This is a genomic window from Paraburkholderia sp. A1RI-2L (assembly GCF_048957375.1).
Classification (GTDB): domain Bacteria; phylum Pseudomonadota; class Gammaproteobacteria; order Burkholderiales; family Burkholderiaceae; genus Paraburkholderia.
The window spans coordinates 770,836-788,740 of record NZ_JARBTA010000002.1 but is presented as its reverse complement, the minus strand read 5'-3'; the positions used below and the strand labels follow the sequence as shown (position 1 = coordinate 788,740).

At 66.9% G+C, this 17,905-nt stretch carries 12 protein-coding genes; 5 read left to right on the top strand and 7 right to left on the bottom strand.

What is annotated here, in order from left to right; all coding sequences use genetic code 11:
• Positions 1 to 32 precede the first annotated feature (32 nt).
• Both PWP93_RS18425 and PWP93_RS18420 read right to left on the bottom strand, forming a co-directional pair.
• Positions 33 to 1,109, bottom strand: a complete 1,077-nt coding sequence (locus PWP93_RS18425; protein ID WP_421045432.1) for a VacJ family lipoprotein — start codon at positions 1,107 to 1,109, stop codon at positions 33 to 35.
• Entirely contained in the window at positions 1,106 to 3,736 is a 2,631-nt protein-coding gene (locus tag PWP93_RS18420; protein WP_421045431.1) for an MMPL family transporter, read from the bottom strand. Before PWP93_RS18420 ends, PWP93_RS18425 begins: the two co-directional genes overlap by 4 nt.
• Positions 3,737 to 3,976: 240 nt before the next feature.
• On the opposite strand from PWP93_RS18420, the gene PWP93_RS18415 reads away from it, so the two are divergent.
• Positions 3,977 to 4,585 carry an MlaC/ttg2D family ABC transporter substrate-binding protein gene (locus PWP93_RS18415; protein WP_421026275.1) on the top strand — a complete coding sequence of 203 codons (609 nt, stop codon included), beginning with the start codon at positions 3,977 to 3,979 and terminating at the stop codon, positions 4,583 to 4,585.
• 50 nt (positions 4,586 to 4,635) lie between these two features.
• Here the strand turns inward: PWP93_RS18415 and PWP93_RS18410 are convergent, their stop codons facing one another.
• Complete coding sequence (locus tag PWP93_RS18410; RefSeq protein ID WP_421045430.1) at positions 4,636 to 5,286, bottom strand: response regulator; 651 nt, start codon at positions 5,284 to 5,286, stop codon at positions 4,636 to 4,638.
• On the bottom strand, positions 5,283 to 6,827 hold the full coding sequence (locus tag PWP93_RS18405) for a cache domain-containing protein (RefSeq protein ID WP_421045429.1): 1,545 nt from the start codon (positions 6,825 to 6,827) through the stop codon (positions 5,283 to 5,285). The genes PWP93_RS18410 and PWP93_RS18405 overlap by 4 nt, the downstream gene beginning before the upstream one ends.
• A gap of 179 nt (positions 6,828 to 7,006) precedes the next feature.
• Between PWP93_RS18405 and PWP93_RS18400 the strand changes: the two genes are divergently transcribed.
• The 4 genes from PWP93_RS18400 to PWP93_RS18385 all read left to right on the top strand — a co-directional run bounded on the left by PWP93_RS18400 (position 7,007) and on the right by PWP93_RS18385 (position 12,865).
• Positions 7,007 to 7,987 (top strand): glycerophosphodiester phosphodiesterase family protein, encoded by a 981-nt coding sequence (locus PWP93_RS18400; protein WP_421045428.1) that lies wholly within the window; start codon positions 7,007 to 7,009, stop codon positions 7,985 to 7,987.
• A 217-nt stretch (positions 7,988 to 8,204) separates the two neighbouring features.
• A complete protein-coding gene (locus PWP93_RS18395; RefSeq protein ID WP_421045427.1) occupies positions 8,205 to 10,295 on the top strand; it encodes a carbon starvation CstA family protein in 2,091 nt (696 codons plus the stop codon).
• 23 nt (positions 10,296 to 10,318) lie between these two features.
• Positions 10,319 to 10,525: a YbdD/YjiX family protein gene (locus tag PWP93_RS18390; RefSeq protein WP_421045426.1), complete on the top strand. Its 207-nt coding sequence runs from the start codon at positions 10,319 to 10,321 to the stop codon at positions 10,523 to 10,525.
• 276 nt (positions 10,526 to 10,801) lie between these two features.
• Positions 10,802 to 12,865: an SMP-30/gluconolactonase/LRE family protein gene (locus PWP93_RS18385; protein WP_421045425.1), complete on the top strand. Its 2,064-nt coding sequence runs from the start codon at positions 10,802 to 10,804 to the stop codon at positions 12,863 to 12,865.
• Between the two features lie 40 nt (positions 12,866 to 12,905).
• On the opposite strand, the gene PWP93_RS18380 is transcribed toward PWP93_RS18385, so the two are convergent.
• From PWP93_RS18380 to ispH, 3 genes are all read right to left on the bottom strand, one after another.
• Positions 12,906 to 15,449 carry a tetratricopeptide repeat protein gene (locus tag PWP93_RS18380; RefSeq protein WP_421045424.1) on the bottom strand — a complete coding sequence of 848 codons (2,544 nt, stop codon included), beginning with the start codon at positions 15,447 to 15,449 and terminating at the stop codon, positions 12,906 to 12,908.
• Positions 15,450 to 15,658: 209 nt separating this feature from the next.
• The gene (hpnH, locus tag PWP93_RS18375) at positions 15,659 to 16,810 is read right to left on the bottom strand and encodes an adenosyl-hopene transferase HpnH (RefSeq protein WP_421026268.1); all 1,152 of its coding nucleotides are present in this window, start codon (positions 16,808 to 16,810) and stop codon (positions 15,659 to 15,661) included.
• A gap of 12 nt (positions 16,811 to 16,822) precedes the next feature.
• Positions 16,823 to 17,767, bottom strand: coding sequence for a 4-hydroxy-3-methylbut-2-enyl diphosphate reductase (gene ispH, locus PWP93_RS18370; RefSeq protein WP_421045423.1), 945 nt, complete (start codon positions 17,765 to 17,767; stop codon positions 16,823 to 16,825).
• Positions 17,768 to 17,905: the final 138 nt, after the last annotated feature.

Sequence of the window (17,905 nt, the reverse complement as noted above, 5' to 3'; positions counted from 1 at the left end):
GCGTCACGGTGGCGCAAGCGCGCCACCCCATGTCACGGAGCCGAAACCGCCGACGCGGGAGCAGCAGCCGAGGCCGCCACGGGTGCGGATGCCGATGGTGCGGGCGCGGCAGCCGTCGCGCCGCTCGCCGCAGTCGCCGCGCCGGCGGCGCCCGTCGACTCGCCCGGATCCTCGTAGTTCGGCAGCCCGTTGTTCGAAGCACCCGATCCGCTCGATCCACCCGATCCGCCCTTGGCGCCCGAACCCGCCCCATCCGGCGAACCGCCCGACTCGCCCGGATCCTCGTAATTCGGCAGGTTGCTGTTGCCCGGCTTGCCCGACCCACCAGCGGCCCCGGCAGCGCCAGCGGCACCCGACGCGCCCCCAGCGCCTTCAGCACCCTCGGCGTCCGGATCGCCGTAATTCGGCGGCGGTGCATTGTTCTGCGAGCCGCGAATCAGCGACTGGCGCTGCTGGCTGTATGCGTCGCGCACGAACGAATACGGGTCGAGCGCGGCCTGCTTGAGCAGGTCAGTCGCGCCAAGCAGGTCCGAGCGCGCGCTCACGAACTGCATGATGTAGAACGGGTTGCGCACCGCGGGCTGAAAGTAATTGATGACGTTGAACTTCACGTCCACGCCCATGCCGATGCCGTCGCGCACGTCGCTCGGCCCGAACAGGGGCAGCACGAGGTACGGGCCGGCCGGCACGCCGTAGTGGCCGAGCGTGAGGCCGAAGTCCTGATGGTGCTTCGGCAGCCCCGCGAGCGTGGCGAAGTCGATCAGGCCGCCCAGCCCGAAGGTCGAATTGATCGCCATCCGCATGAGATCCTGGGTGGCGTCGGTGATCTTCAGCTGCAGCAGGTTGTTGGCAAAATTGCTCGCGTCGCCGAGGTTCGAGAAGAAGTTCGTGATCGCCTGGCGCACCGGCTTCGGCGTCACCTTCTGATAGCCCTTCGCGATTGGCTGCGCGATGTAGGTGTCGAGTTTATCGTTGAACGTGAAAATCGCGCGATTCGCGGGCTCGAACGGGTCGCCTGGCTTGCGCTCGGGGCCCGTGGCGCAGCCCGAGGTCACGAGGAGCACCAGGCTCGCCGCCGCCATCGTGAGCGCGGCTTGTTTTTTCTTCATTGATCAATCCCCTGGATTTGCGCTCGTGCGCGCTTTGCGCGCGGCTTGCCCATCAACACCGGCTGGAACACCACTGCGCCGATCAGCGTGCAAAACAGCGACAGCGCGAGCAGCTTGCCCATGCTCGAGGTGCCCGGATGATGCGAAAGCCACAGGCTGCCGAATGCTGTCGCCGTGGTGGCGGCCGAGAACAGCACTGCATGCGTGAGGCTCGACTGCAGGAGGCCGGTCTGCCCCGCGCGCCACGCCATCACGAAGTAGATTTTGAATGCGACGCCCACGCCCAGCATCAGGGGAAGCGCGATGATGTTGGCGAAATTGAGCTGGATGCCGAACACAACGCACAACTCCAGCGTCACGAGCGCCGAAACCAGCAGCGGAATCAGCGTGCGCAGCACGTCGCTGAAGTTGCGCAGCGTGATCCACAAGAGCGCCGTGATGAGCAGCACCGACCAGCCCGCGGCCTGGAAGAACGCGAGAATGATCACGTTCGCCGAATGCAGGATCGAGATCGGGCCGCCGATGGCGCTCGGCTCCGCTTGCTTCACCGCATGCGCGAAGCGCGCAAGCATGATGTCGTCGTTGGGGTCGACGCCGGCCGGCACGCGCGGCGCGATATCCACGATCGCCTGGCCCGTGACCGGCGAGACCCAGTCGTCGACCATCGTGCGCGGCAGGTTCTCGCGCGTGATGGGCGAAGGCTGCAGCAGCCGCGCGAGCTGCGCGAAGGCGAGCTTGAGCGGCAGGCTGAAGGCGGCTTCGGCGCGGTCGCGCGTGGCGGCGTCGGCGTTCGCGAGCTTCACGAGACTGTCGGAAAGATGCTTGGCCTCGGCGGCGCCCGGTCCCGGGTGATCGCCTGCCGCGAGCGCGAGCTGGCGCGCCGCGCGCTTGAGCGTGTCCACGCGCACGGCGTCGGTGACGGGCGCGGACGGCTGCTGCGTGAGCGCGGGCAGTAGTTGCTGCGCGGCGCTCGAGATCAGCATGAGCTTTTGCTGTTGATCGTCGGGGATCAGCGAGCTGAGCGTGGTGGCGCGGGCCACTTCGGGCAGCTTCGCGAGCTTCGCGGCGATCTTGTCGGCCTCCGCGAGATTGGGCGCGAGCGCGCTCACATCGTTGATCGAGATGACCGGCGAGTTCTTGAGCGCGATGAGCGTGGCCATCGACTCGGTATGCGGGTCTTTCAGGTGCAGCGGATTGAAGTCGAAGCGCAGATGCAGCAGCAGCGGCGTCGCGCCCAGCACCACGATGAGGGTGGTGATCAGCACCGGCTTGCGATGCCCGGCGAGCCAGGTGTCCACCGGCGCGAGGAACGGGAAGCCCGGCGAGGCGCGCTCACCCTTGGGCTTGAACACGCTGATGAGCGCCGGGAACACCGTCATGTTCGCGAGGTACGCGACGAACATGCCCACGCCGGCGATCTGGCCGAGCTCCGAGAGGCCCTTGTAGGCGGTCGGCAGGAACGAAAAGAAACTTTCCGCCACGGCGATGGCCGCGAGCGTGAGCGGCACGCCGATGGTGCGCGCGGTCTTGAGCAGCGCCGTTTCGAGGCGCTCCTCCTCGAAACGATGCTCGCGGTACTTCACGCCGAACTGCACGCCGAAGTCGACCCCGAGGCCCACGAACAGCACCATGAACGCGACCGACAGCATGTTGAGCGAGCCGATCATCATGAGCCCGAGCGCGGCCGTGATGACGAGGCCGATCACGAGCGTGACGAGCACCGCGCCGATCAGGCGTCCCGAGCGCAGCGCGAGCCAGAGAATCACGAGCACGACGATGGCCGTGACGATGCCGTTGAGCGCGGCGCCGTCCTGCACCGAAGCGAACTCCTCGTCGGCGAGCGGCTGCTCGCCGGTCAGGCGCACGTGCGCGCCGTATTCGGTGTCCAGATGCAGGCGCGCGGCGGTGTCGCGGATCGCCTGCGAGGCGCTCGCGCCGGCCTTGAGCGCCGCGAAATTCAGCACCGGCTGAACCGTGACGAATGCAAACGCGGGCTTTGCGGCCGAATCCTTGTCGACGAGCGCGCGCCACGAGAACGCGGCGGGCTTGCCGGCCAGCACCTGGTCGACTACGCCGGCGGCGCTGCCTAGCAGCGACGCCATTTGCGGCAGCTTCACCTGGCCGATCGTGAGGGGCAGTTGCAGCGTGGTCGTGAGCGTGCCGGCGAGCCCGGCGAGGCTCGGATCCTTCGCGAGCTGGTTCACGAGCGGGCGCGCCTGCACGAGCTGGCCCGTGGTGGAGAGCACGGTCTGGGTGGGCGGGAACAAGAGCCCGTTGTGCTCGAAGAACGGCCCGCCCGCAGGCTGCGAAACGGCGCTGAATTCGTGCGCATCCTGCTTGAGCGCTTCGGCGAGCTTGTCGGCGGCGGCGTCGGCGAGCTCGGGCGCCTGCGCCTCGATCACCACGAGCAGCGACGCGCCGCGCTGCGGGAACGCCTTGTCCTTGGCGTTGCTGAGCGCGGCCCACTCGGCCTTGTTCTCGACGAGGCCGCTCACGTCCGTATTGATCTTGAAGTGCTTCGCGACGTACGCGCCGCTCAAGGCGGCGAGGACGAGCGCGAATGCGATGACCCACGCCGCGCGGCGAACCGACCAGGCGACGAGGTGGATGATGAATGGCTTCAGCATAAAGGCGAGGGGGCCTTGTCGATAAATTCTTGACGGAAAGCGCCCAAGTATACCGGCCTCGCTCCTCCCGGCGCGGCTTGCGCACGCGAGCCGTGCACTAAAGCCGTTATACTGGCCCGGTCGGGGCGGGATCGGGCCTGATGGGGCCGGTTCAACGTCGATCGAACGTTGGGCCGGGCTTGTTCCGGGCCGCCGTGCCGGCACCTGATATTCACTGTTCAAGAACGCTCAAGAACACGTATGAAACGCTATCTGACCGCATTTCTCGCCGCCGCCTTTCTGTCGGGCGTCTCTGGCACCGCCCTCGCGCAATCCTCGCCGGACGCCGTCGTCAAGAGCGCGGTGGAAGGCACCGTGAAGGCGATGCAAGCCGACCCGCAGGCGCGCGGCGGCGACATGAACAAGATCACGAGCGTGGTCGAGACCCACTTCGTGCCGGCCACCGACTTCAAGCGCACCACGCGCATCGCGATCGGCAAGGCTTGGACCACGGCCACGCCGGAGCAGCAGCAAAAGCTGTATGAGCAATTCCAGCTCCTGCTCGTGAAGACCTACGCCTCATCGCTCTCGCAGCTGCGCGACGCGCAGGTCACCTTCAAGTTCGTGCCGTCCAACACGGGCGCGGGCGCGAAGGACACCGTCGTGCAGTCGCACGTGCTCAGCAACGGCGGCGACGATGCCATCGACTATCGCCTCGAGCGCGGCGCCAACGGCTGGAAGATCTACGACATCAACATGATGGGTGCGTGGCTCATCCAGGTCTATCAGACCCAGTTCGCCGACCAGATCGCCAAGGGCGGCATCGACGGGCTCATCAAGTATCTCGTCGATCACAACGCGCGCGGCTAAAGCGGCGCGCGCTGCGCGGGAAGTACGCCTTCAGATATCCTTGGATACCTTCAGGCGCCTTCCCGCTTTCTGCGGTTCTCCACCGCGAATTTGATCAGTTCTGCCTGGCCTTCGATATCGAGCTTGCGCTTGAGATTGAGCCGGTGCGTCTCCACCGTGCGCACCGATAGCCCGGCGCGCTGTGCAATCTGCTTGCTCGACAGGCCTTCGGCGAGCGCGTCGAGAATGTCGAGCTCGCGCGGCGTGAGGCGCTCGATGGGCGTTTCCTTCAGCGATGCCTGCAGCATGCGCACGCCTAGCCCCGCGCTGAAATACGTCTGCCCGGCCAGTACCGCTTCGATCGCGCGCACGATCTCGGTGGCCGGCGAATCCTTGAGCACATAACCGCTCGCGCCCGCGCGCACCGCTTGCGCCACATATTCGACGTTGTCGTGCATCGAGAGCATCAGCACGCGGATCGCCGGAAAGCGCTCGTGAAAGATGCCCGCGAGCGCGATGCCGTTCATTCCGGCCATGCCCACGTCCATCAGCGCGAGATCGGGCTCGAGCGCGGCGGCCAGCCCGATGGCCTCGTCGGCGTTGCCCGCCTCGCCCGCGACTTCGAGGCCCGGCACGGCTTCGAGGCGCGCACGCAGGCCGTCGCGCACGAGCGGATGATCGTCGACGAGCACGAGGCGCGCCGGTTTGCCTGGTTCGTTCATGGTGTGTTTCTTTTCAGTGCGTTGCCCTGGAGGCCGCGTGCCTTGGCGGCCGCGCTGGCGAGTGCGATCGGCACCCAGGCGTCGACCACGGTGTGGCCCGGCTTCGAGCTGACCGAGAGCCGCCCGCCGAGCGGTTCGAGCCGCTCGCGCATGTTGCGCAGGCCCATGCCCGCGCGCGGATCGGCGAGCGCGTGCGCGACGTCGAAGCCCCGGCCATTGTCGGCGATGGTGAGCGTCACGCCGTTGGGCGCGACGTCGAGCGTGAGCGCGGCGCGCCGCGCGCCGGCGTGCTTCACGATGTTGGTGAGCGCTTCCTGGGCGATGCGGAACAGCACCGTATTCACGGCGTCGGGCAAGGGCGCGGCGCCTGGGGTCGTGCCGCTATCGCCATCGCCTGCAGCGGGCAACGCGCCCGGTTTCGCGGCGGGTTTCGCGCCCGACTGCGTGAAGCCGATCTCCATCTCCGATTCCTCGGCCAGCTCGCGCGTCAGCTGCTCGAGCGCGGCGGCGAGACCGAGATCGTCGAGCATCGCCGGGCGCAGCGCGTGCGAGATGCGGCGTACCTCGCGCAGCGTCTCCGAAAGCCGCGCGAGACCGGTCGACAGCGAGGCCTCCGCCGCGGGCACGCGCGCCTCGCCGCGTTCGAAGCGCGCAAGCGCCGATTCGAGCAGCAGCTTCGCGGAAACCAGCATCTGGCTGATGCCGTCGTGCAGCTCGCGCGAGAGGCGCGCCCGCTCCTGCTCCTGCGACTCCACCACTTGCTGCGCGAGGCGCTTGAGCTTCGCGTCGGTGCTGCGGTACTCGCTTACGTTGAGCACGAGCGCGCCGAGCGCGAACACGCCTACGCCCGCGAGCGCGATGATGCCGAGCCATTGCAGCGTGCGCTCGATATTGGCCGAGGCGCGCTCGTCGGTGCGCGCGAGCGTGGACTCGACGTCGTCGAGATAGATGCCGGTGCCGACCATCCAGCCCCAGCGCGGCAGCCCGACGACATAGCCGAGCTTCGGCGCGAGCTTGCCCGTCGACGGCCGGTGCCACATGTAGCGCACGAAGCCGCCGCCGTGCGAAGCCGCGCTCACGAGCTGCTGAATCGTGAGCGCGCCCTGCGGGTCGCGCAGGTTCCAGAGATCCTGGCCGACGAGGCCCGGCTCGCGCGGATGCATGAGCGAGCGGCCGTGCATGTCGTAGACGAAAAAATAGCCGTCCGGGCCAAAGTCCATCTTCTGCAGCACGGCGAGCGCGGCGCGCTGGCGCTCGGCGACGCTGCTGGCGATGCTATCGGCGGCGCCTGTGGTGCGGCTCTCGCTGGCTTCGTACAGCGGCGCGATGGCGCTCGTTGCGAGCTCGACGTAATGGCGCAGCTCGACTTCCTTGCTCGACAGAAACGCCGCCTGCATCGTGGCGTGTTGCGTGCGCGCGAGCGCGGTCGCCTGCTGCCGCACGCCGATGCCGATGCTGGCAATGGCGGCGAGAAAGGGCACGACCGCGAGCAGGAAGATCTTCGTCTTCAGGCGGTCGTTGAAGAAAAATGGGGCGGGCATGGCGGCGTTCGGATACCAGGTGTGCAAGCATAACGGCTGCGCACGAAGTGCGGTGCGCACCTGGATTTTTCGAGATTGTGCTACGGGCGATGATGCGGCGGCGAACGAGGGCCGCACCGCTCCTGCCCCGTCGCGCTGGCTGTTTCCCCCGTTCCGAGCGGCCTTGAACCTGACGCACCATGACTCGACAGACCCCACTGATCCGCTCTCTGCTCGCGAGCGTCGCCGCTTGCGCCGCGCTGTTGCTCAACGCCTGCGGCGGCAACTCCGAGGCCCGCACGATCACGCACACGGAGGTTGCCGTTCCGCAACTGATCGCCCATCGCGGCGGCACCGGCGACGCGCCCGAGAACACGATGATCGCCATCCGCACCGCGCTCGCGAATCGCGCCGACGCCATCTGGCTCACCGTGCAGTTGAGCAGCGATGGCGTGCCGGTCCTCTACCGCCCCGCCGATCTTTCCGCGCTGACCGACGCGCGCGGCACGGTCGCTTCGAAAAGTGCCGCGGAGCTCGCGCACATCAACGCGGGCTGGCAGTTCAAGACGCTGGACGCGTCCGGCCGCGACACCTACCCGTACCGCAGCGCACCCGTCGGCATTCCCACGCTTGCGGACGCGCTCGCGGCGATACCGCCGGATGTGCCCGTCATGCTCGACATGAAGGCCTTGCCCGCGGCGCCGCAGGCAGCCGCCGTGGCGCACGTGCTCGATCAGGCCGGCGCGTGGGAGCGTGTGCAGATCTATTCGACCGATGCGAGCTACCAGCAGGCGTTTGCCTCGTTGCCGCGCGCGCGCCTGTTCGAGTCGCGCGACGCCACGCGCGGGCGGCTTGCCACTGCCGCGCTCGCGCATCGCTGCGAGGCGCCGCCGCCCGCGAATGCGTGGACCGGCTTCGAATGGCGCCGCCAGGTCGATCTCGTCGAGCAGTTCACACTCGGCGAAGCGCGCTCGACGGTGGCGGACGCCACGCTCTGGTCGCCCGAAGCGGTTCGGTGCTTCCGCACGAACCCCGGCGTGCATATCGTGGCGATCGCCGTCAACAACGAAGCCGACTACCGCGCAGCGGCCTGCGCGGGCGTGGATGCGGTGCTGGCGGACTCTCCACGGCAGATGGCGCCGGTGCGCGAGGCCTTGCGGTTGGGCTACACCTGTCCTTGAGCTTGGACTGACTTCGACTAACCTACGTAGTTGTACGTAGATTGCTTACGTAGTTGTCCGGTTGTGGCGCGCGGCGCGAAGGCGAATACTACACGGCCATTACATGGCGCAGTGCGCCATGCTGCGCGCCACATGTCGTCGATGCATGACACGGGTGGCGGTCCTCAGCGGGCATCGCCCCCATGGGCTTAAAACCAACCATAAGACAGGAGACGGCATGAGTCGGACAACCAGCCTGATCGTCTGGACGCTAGTCGCGCTGCTCGGCGCATTCGCGTTCGGCACCATCGCACTCGCGCACGGCGAGCGCATCAGCGCACTGTGGATCGTGATCTGCGCGGTATGCGTCTATCTGATCGCGTATCGCTTCTACAGCCGCTTCATCGCCACCGCCGTCGTGCAGCTCGACGGCCTGCGCATGACGCCGGCCGTGCGCCACAACGACGGGCTCGACTACGTGCCCACCAACAAGTACGTGCTGTTCGGCCACCACTTCGCGGCCATCGCGGGCGCGGGCCCGCTGGTGGGCCCGGTGCTGGCCGCGCAGATGGGCTACATGCCCGGCATACTGTGGATTCTCGCGGGCGTGGTGTTCGCGGGCGCGGTGCAGGACTTCGTGGTGCTGTTCCTCTCCACGCGCCGCGACGGCCGCTCGCTCGGCGACCTCGTGAAGATGGAGCTCGGCCCCATCCCCGGCGTGATCGCGCTGTTCGGCACCTTCCTCATCATGATCATCATTCTCGCGGTGCTCGCGCTGATCGTGGTGAAGGCGCTCACGAACTCGCCGTGGGGCACGTTCACCGTGGCCGCGACGATTCCCATCGCGATCTTCATGGGCCTCTACGTGCGCTACATCCGCCCGGGCAAGATCGGCGAGATCTCGATCATCGGCTTCGTGCTGCTGATGGCCGCCATCGCGTTCGGCCAGCACGTGCACGATTCGCCCACGCTCGCGGCCTGGTTCACGTTCACGGGCACGCAGCTCACGTGGATCCTGATCGGCTACGGCTTCGTGGCATCGGTGCTGCCGATCTGGCTGCTGCTCGCGCCGCGCGATTACCTCTCGACGTTCCTGAAGATCGGCACGATTCTCGCGCTCGCGATCGGCATTCTGATCGTCGCGCCGGAACTGAAGATGCCGGCCTTCACGAAGTTCATCGACGGCACCGGCCCGGTCTGGTCGGGCAACCTGTTCCCGTTCCTCTTCATCACGATCGCGTGCGGCTCGGTCTCGGGCTTCCACGCGCTGATCTCGTCGGGCACTACGCCCAAGATGCTCGATAACGAAACCAACGCGCGTTTCATCGGCTATGGCGCGATGCTGATGGAATCGTTCGTCGCGATCATGGCGCTGGTGGCCGCTTCGGTGATCGAGCCGGGCGTGTACTTCGCGATGAACGCGCCGCTCGCCGTGCTCGGCACGACGCCGGACGCCGTTGCGCAAACCGTGGGCCAGTGGGGCTTCGCGCTCACGCCGGACATGCTCACGCACACCGCGCAAGCCGTGGGCGAGACCACCATCATCGCGCGCGCGGGCGGCGCGCCCACGCTGGCCGTGGGCATGGCGCAGATCCTGCACCAGGTGATCGGCGGCGAAGCGATGATGGCGTTCTGGTATCACTTCGCCATCCTCTTCGAAGCGCTCTTCATCCTGACCGCCGTCGACGCGGGCACGCGCGCGGGCCGCTTCATGCTGCAGGATTTGCTCGGCACGTTCCACCCGTCGCTCAAGCGCACGGATTCGCTGGTCGCGAACCTCGTTGCTACCGCCCTGTGCGTGGCTGCGTGGGGCTACTTCCTCTATCAGGGCGTGGTCGATCCGCTCGGCGGCATCAACACGCTGTGGCCGCTGTTCGGCATCTCGAACCAGATGCTCGCCGGCATTGCGCTGATGCTCGCGACGGTCGTGCTCTTCAAGATGAAGCGCGAGAAGTTCGCCTGGGTCACGGCGCTGCCCACGCTCTGGCTGCTGATCTGCACGCTCACGGCCGGCTGGCAGAAGATCTTCGACAGCAACCCGAAGGTGAGCTTCGTCGCGCACGCACAGAAGCTCTCGGCGGCGCTCGCCGACGGCAAGATCGTCGCGCCCGCGAAGTCGCTGGAGCAGATGCAGCGCATGATCTTCAACGACTACGTGGACGCGGCGCTGTCCGGCCTGTTCATCTTCGTGGTGGCGAGCATCGTGGTGTACGGGCTGATTGCGATTGCGCGCGCACGCCGCAGCGACCGCCCGACCGCGCAGGAAACGCCGTACGAGGCGATGCCGGCAGGCGGTGCGGCCATCGCTGCACGGCACGGCGTGCACTAGGGCCCTGGCCGCAGGAGCGCATCATGTTCTCGGGACTTCGCGACAACGTGCAGACGGCGGGCCGCTATCTGGGCCAGGCCATGCGCCTGATGGTGGGGCTGCCGGACTACGAGAGCTACGTCGCGCACATGCGCGCGACGCATCCCGACCGGCCGGTCATGACCTACGAGGAGTTTTTCCGCGAGCGGCAGAACGCGCGCTATGGTTCAGGCGCGGGGAAATGCTGCTGAAGACCGGCTGAGCGAACCCGTTCGACGAGCTGGCGATGCTCGTCAAAAAGCGCGATGGCAAAATCCATCGCGCTTTTTTTATGCTTCGATGCGCTCAACTCCTGCTGTCCGTCGCCGTTAACTTGAACCAGATTCCACACCAATTCGATGTGTCATGGCGTACCCAACGTCGTGCCCTGATTCGAATCGTCGGGAAGCGGATTGCAAGCTTGCCGGGGACGGCAACACCTCACCTCGAACGCCTGTACAGCACGGCGTTGCACAAAGAAATCTCTCATGATCCTGCACCGACTGGGCGCCGCATGGCTTGCGCTCATCCTCGCCGCAACGGTTGCACCCGTTTGCGAAGCGCAATACTCGACCGACTGGGTGGCCAACACCTACGGCACTAGCACGACGCGCGTGGGCAACGTGGCTCGCTCGATGTGGGTCGCGCCCGAAGGCGTGATTTACACCGCGTCGATGTGGGACGAAAACGAAGGCGGCGTGGCTATTTATCAGAACGGCCAGAGCGCAGGCTCGATTGGCGGCCACGCCGATTTCCAGGGCGGTGCGATCACGGGCAATGCCACGTCGCTGTTCGTCGCGATGCAGTACAACGCGAGCTACGGCAGCGGCAGCGTCGGGCGATACAACCGCTCTAGCGGCGCGCGCGATCTGCTCATCGGCGTAAGCGCCGACACGACCGAGAAGCTCGCCGATGTCGTCACCGGGCTCGCGACCTCGGGTTCGCTGCTCTACGCCAGCGACTTCCCCGGCAACCGCGTGCGCGTGTACACCACGACCGGCGTCTGGCAAAGCGACATCGGCGTGACGGGGCCGGGCGCGCTGGCGGTGGACGCGCTCGGCAATCTCTGGGTCGCGCAAAAGAGTGCGGGCGCGGTGCTCGAGTTCAGCCCCGGCGGCCAGCTGCTGAATACCATTCAGCTGGCTTCCGGCGCGCGGCCGTCGTCGCTGTATTTCGATGCGCAGAACGCGCAGTTGATGATCGGCGACTCCGGCCCCGACATGAACATCAAGATCTACAACGTCACGGGCGCGCCTTCTTTCGCGGGCACCTTCGGCGTGCAGGGCGGCTATCTCGACACGACCACCGGCATCAAGGGCCAGGTGGGCGCCAAACGCTTCACGCGCGTGGCCGGCATCGGCAAGGACTCCGCGGGCACGCTGTACGTGCTGAACAATCCCTGGGGCGGCTCGTGGGATCTCGGCCGCAACGGCGGCACCGACCTTCACGCCTACGATGGCGCGGGCAATCTGCGCTGGATGCTCCAGTCGCTCAACTTCGAAGGCAACGGCGCGCCCGACCCGGCCACCGACGGCGCGCGTTTCTACGGCGGCATGAACCTCTACGCGGGCACGGCTGGCGGCACCTTCGTGGCCAACACGATCGACCCGATCACGTATCCGAACGACCCGCGCATCAATCTCGCCGACCCTGCGCGCGGCGAACATTTCGCACAGCTTGCGAGCGTGAATGGGCAGCGCATTCTCGTGGCCGCCGGCCAGAACCCCGATACGTTCTACTTCTTCCATTTCAATGCAGCGAGCGGCTATATCGCCATTCCCGACTACACGCTGCCGGGGCCGGCATTCAATACGACGGCGCCGGTTCGTAATGGCTTTTGCCTCGACAGCAAGGGCGATCTCTGGGTGGGGCTCGACAAGACCAACGTGATATCCCACTATCCGCTGACCGGCTTCGATGCGAACGGCAAGCCGCTGTGGGGCGCCGCGATCACCACGCCGATTCCGAGCACGATTGGACGCCTCACGCGCATCATCTACCTGCCCGAAAGCGACACGATGGTGCTCGCGGGCATCACCGGCAGCACCGACTGGACCGCGGTGGGCTCGCGCGTGGAGGTCTATCACGGCTGGCTCGCGGGCAATACGGGCGCGCCGAATCCGGTGATCACCCTTACGAGCGCGAATCCCAAGTCGATCACGGCCGCCGGCAACGAGCTGTTCGTGGGCTACGTGCACACGGTGCCCAACATCGACGCCTTCAACCTCACCACGGGCGCGCTCGACACCACGTTCATCGACAGCAGCACGAACACAGTCTACGTGGGCAACGACGTGGATTCGATGTATGGTCTGCGCGCGTATCTCCGCTCGACCGGCGAGTACGTCGTGACCAAGGACAACTACAACGGCACGAGCATCGTGGTGTACCGCTGGACGCCGCCGGTGACGGCCGCGGTCATGACCGCGACCCGCACGAGCGCGGTTACGGGTACGAGCGCCACCCTGACCAAGACCGTGGCGAAGGCGATGAAGGTGATGAAAGCGGCGAAGGCGCTGCTGGTTTCGCCCTTCGGAGCGAAGTCGAAGTGACCGAAGTGAAAGCGGCGCCGCGCCGCCGCGATGCGGCGAGCTATTCCGGCGATGACACGCGCGCCGCTCGCCGCGCTTCCTGAGCGTCGCACCAGGCCTGCCACATTTGCCGATACGCGTTTTCGATATTCGCGGCAAAGCGCGGCGCATCCATGAGCGGCGACGCCTCCATGCGCGCGCGCAGCCCCGCGCGCAACGTGGCCAGACGCGGCAGATCGCGCGCGAGGTCGACGGCGATGCGCACGAAGTCTGCGTCGGTGTGCGCGACGAGCTCGGGCAGGCCGAGATTCGCCGCGATGCTTAAACCGCCCCGGCTCGCCGCCGAGCGTCCCGTGCGCGTGACGACGGGCACGCCCATCCACGATGCGTCGAGGCTCGTGGTGTGCCCGTTATACGGAAACGAGTCGAGCGCCATATCGATGCGGTGGTAGGTCTCCAGATATAGCCGGCGCGCCTGATGGCCGACGAACGCCATGCGCTCCGCGTCGATGCCCCGCTCCTGCGCGCGCGTCCTGAGCCGCTCGCGCGGCGCGCCCGGGGGCGCGAGCAACAGCAGGCGCGCGTGCGGCACGGCGGCCAGCACGCCGCTCCACAGGCGCAGCGCGTGGTCGCTGATCTTGGCCGGATTGTTCAGGCAGCCGAAGGTGAACGGCGCGCCGCCTGCCGCCGGCAATGCGTTGACTTCGAGCCCGGCGGCCTGCGCGTCGTAACACCAGAATGCATCCGGCAGGCGCAGCGAGCGCTCGCTGTAGAGCGCGTCGCGGCCGGGCTCGCCGACGGGGTCCAGCCATGGGTCGGTGAGCCGGTAATCCATCGCCGCGCTGCCGGTCGTGCCCGGATACGCGAGCCACGCGACCTGCACTGGCGCGGGCCGCCGCGCGAACAGCAGGCGCCGTCCGCCGGCCATATGCATCGTGAGGTCGACGAGGATGTCGATGCGGTCCTCGCGGATGTGCTGCGCGAGCGCCGCGTCGCCGAGCGTGTGCACGTCGCGCCAGACATCGACGAAGCTTTTGAGGTGCTGTGTCAGAGCGTCGGGCTTCGGGACGCTCGCATAGCAGACGATCTCGAACGCCGCGCGGTCGTGGTGCGAGAACAGCGGCGCCGTGAAAAGCGCCTGGCAATGCGAACGAAAATCGGGTGAAACATAACCGATGCGCAAGCGCCGCCCGGGTGCGCGGTCGTTGGCATGCGGCGGCTGCGCGCGCGCCGCCTCGAGCAGCGACGGCTCGTAGCGCGCCGCGAAACGCCGGCATTCGTCGAGCAGCACCTGCGGGTCGTCGGTCTGGAAGGCGAGCGCGAAGATCAGGTCGCCATGCGCGACGACGGCGTCGCGGTTGCTGTCGCTGCCGTTGCGGTTGTCCTTGCCTGCGGATTCCTGCGCTGCCGCGAGCGCCACCGCCTTCTGGTACGAAGCCACCGATTCGTCGAGCCGCCCCATGTCGAGCAGCACGTTGCCGAGCGCCGCGTGTCCGGCCGGGTCGGCAGGATCGAGCCCGATCGCGCGATGCAGTGCGGCTTCGCCCTCGCTCAGCCGCTCGCCCTTCAGCACGAGGCCGAGGTGATGCCACGCGAGCAGGTGGTCAGGCTGTAGGGCAACGGCGCGGCGCAGCGCGTCGGCGGCCTCGTCGGGGTGCGTGACGCCGATCAGCGTGCCGAGGTTGTAATGCGCGTCCGCGAGCCCGGGGTCGAGTGCGATGGCCTTGCGCGCCGCTGCTTCGGCTTGCCCGGGTTCCGTCTTCGCCAGCAAGTGCGAGAGATTGACCCACGCGATGGCAAAGTCCGGCTTGATCGCCACCGCGCGCTGGAAGGCCTGCGCCGCTTCGTCGGGGCGGCGCTCGCAGAGCAGGTTGCCGAGGTTGAAGTGCGCCGCCGCCAGCGCGGGGTCCAGCTCGATCGCGCGGCGCAGCGCGGCTTCGGCTTCGTCGGGATGCGCCACGGAAAGCAGTTTCCCGAGACGGTTCCACGCGGGGGCGAAGTCCGGATCGAGTTCGAGCGCGCGGCGTAACGCGGCCTCGGCGGCCTCGGCGGCCTCGGGTTGCATCGACACCAGCAGCGTGCCGAGGTTGAAATGCGCGTGCATGAAATCGGGGCGCAGCGCGATTGCTTGCTCGAACGCCGCGCGCGCTTCCTTGGGCTGCGTCGTGCGCAGCAGATTGCCGAGGTTGTTGTGCGCTTCCGCGAGCGCCGGATCGAGGCAGATGGCCGCGCGCAGATGGGCGTCGGCTTGCGCGGCGTCGTCGGGGCCGAAGGTGTTGGCCAGGTAGAAGTGCGCGGCGGCCAGCGTGGGATCGAGCGCGAGCGCGCGGCGCAGCGCGGCGCGCGTGTCGTCGATGCGGCCTTGCGAGCGCAAGGCGTGGGCGAGATCGACGAGGCCCTGCGCATCCTGGTGCGGCGCGAGCGCCTCGCGCAACAGCGCTGCGGCTTCGGCCGCGCGGCCTTGCTGGTGCGCGATCAGGGTGGACAGATGCAGCGCCTGCGCGTGACCGGGCGCTTGCGCGAGCAAGGCTCGGCAGTGCTGCTCGGCCTCGGCCAGCTGCCCGGTGCGCCAGGCGGCGAGGGCGTCGTCGTAGAGTGGAGACATGGTGGCGATCGGCGGGGCCGGGCCGGCGGCGCGCGCGGGCGCATCGCGGGACCGGGCGCGGCGTCCGGTAGATGGGAAACCCGGCATTGTGGCCGCGTCACCATCCCGAAAACGCCTGTTCTCGCGCCGCTGCGATCTGCCGCAACAAAAACAGAAAGGGCGCAACGGTGTGAACCGTTGCGCCCTTTCGAGCACTGAGTCTGGGCCGCTTAGCTTGCCGCGACGGTCGCGGCTTTTTTTGTCTTGGCCGCGTTCTTGATCTCTTCGAGCTTGATCTCGACGTGACGCGAGAACACGTACTCGGCCGGACGCTGGCCGTCGAGCGGGATGTCCTTGGCGAACGCGCCTTCGGTCTTCGGGCCGCTCATCGCGACCTTCATGGCCTTGAGCGGATGCGAGACCGTGTCCAGCACGGCAGTGGCCTCGAAGCCGCAGTGAACCATGCAGTTCGCGCACTTCTCGTACTTGCCCGTGCCGTACTTGTCCCAGTCGGTCGTTTCCATCAGTTCCTTGAAGGTCTTCACGTAACCTTCGCCGACCAGATAGCAGGGCTTTTGCCAGCCGAACACCGTGCGCGCCGGGTTGCCCCACGGCGTGCATTCGTAGGTCTGGTTGCCGGCCAGGAAGTCGAGGAACAGGCTCGACTGGCTGAACGACCACTTCTTGCCGTTGTTGCCGCGCTTGAAGATCTCGCGGAACAGGTTCTTGGTTTTCTCGCGGTTCAGGAAGTGCTGCTGGTCCGGTGCGCGCTCATACGCATAGCCCGGCGACACCGTGATGCCGTCGACGCCGATCTCGCCGACCGTGTCGAAGAACTTCGCCACGCGCTCGGGCACGGCGTCGTTGAACAGCGTGCAGTTGATGTTCACGCGGAAACCGCGGCGCTTGGCTTCCTTGATGGCCGCGACGGCCTTGTCATAGGTGCCTTCCTGGGAAACCATGTGGTCGTGCGTTTCGCGGTCGCCGTCGAGGTGCACCGACCAGACGAAGTACGGGCTCGGCTCGTAGTCGTCCATCTTCTTTTCCATCAGCAGCGCGTTCGTGCACAGGTACACGAACTTCTTGCGCGCCATGATGCCCTTGACGATCTGCGGCATTTCCTTGTGCAGGAGCGGCTCGCCGCCTGCAATGGAGACGACCGGCGCGCCGCACTCGTCGACGGCTTCCAGGCACTCTGCCAGCGACAGGCGCTGGTTCAGGATGGGATCCGGATAGTCGATCTTGCCGCAGCCGTTGCAGGCCAGGTTGCAGCGGAACAGCGGCTCGAGCATCAGCGCGAGCGGATAGCGCTTGTTGCCGCTGAAATGCTGGCGAAAGATGTACGAGCCAACGCGGACTTTTTGTAGCAGCGGAATAGACAAAGCGTGTCCTCCTTAAACTTCGCGCGCGACGAGCGGTTGCAACAGCTTCGACGGCAGCTTGAATTCGACTTTTTCTTCACGGCCCGCCATCGTCGAGACCTCGACAGGCCCCAACGCGCGCAGCGCGTCAATCACGTTTTCCACCATTTCCTCGGGCGCCGACGCACCGGCCGTGATGCCCACGGTTTGCGCGTTGGCAAACCACTCGGGCTTCACTTCCGAGCCGTCTGCGACGAGGTAGCTCGGCACGCCCGTTTCGCTGCCGATCTCGCGCAGGCGATTCGAGTTCGAACTGTTGGTCGCGCCCACCACCAGCAGCACGTCCACCTGGATGGACAATTCGCGCACCGCGGCCTGGCGGTTTTGCGTGGCATAGCAGATGTCGCGCGTGTCCGGGCCGACGATGTCGGAAAAGCGGGTGATCAGCGCGTCGATGATGCCGCGCGTGTCGTCCACCGACAGCGTGGTCTGCGTCACGTAGGCGAGCGGCGCGTCGAGCGGCAGGTCGAGCTTCGCCACATCGGCTTCGCTCTGCACCAGCAGCACGGTGCCGGGAATCTGGCCGATCGTGCCTTCCACTTCCGGGTGACCGGCGTGGCCGATCAGGATCAGCGTGCGGCCAGCCGCGACGTACTGGCGGCCCTGCACGTGAACCTTGGTGACGAGCGGACAGGTTGCATCCAGCACGTCGAGGCCGCGTTCGTCGGCGGCCCGCTCGACCGTCTTGGCCACGCCGTGGGCGCTGAAAATGGCGACCGCGCCCTCGGGCACTTCGTCGAGCTCTTCCACGAAACGCGCGCCCTTGTTACGCAGGTTTTCGACCACGTGGCGATTGTGGACGATTTCATGGCGCACGTAGACCGGCGCGCCGTGTTTCTGCAATGCGCGGTCGACGATCTCGATAGCGCGGACAACCCCCGCACAAAAGCCGCGGGGTTGAGCAAGGATGACTCGCATAAGGTGGCGAACTCCGACTGCCGCGGATTTTCGAACAAGCCGTGAAAGACCCATTCGCCGCGGCCATCATATTAATAAGGTGCTGAGATCCGCACGTATCCGCAGAAAGGCGGGGCGGAAAAAACCAGACGCGCATTT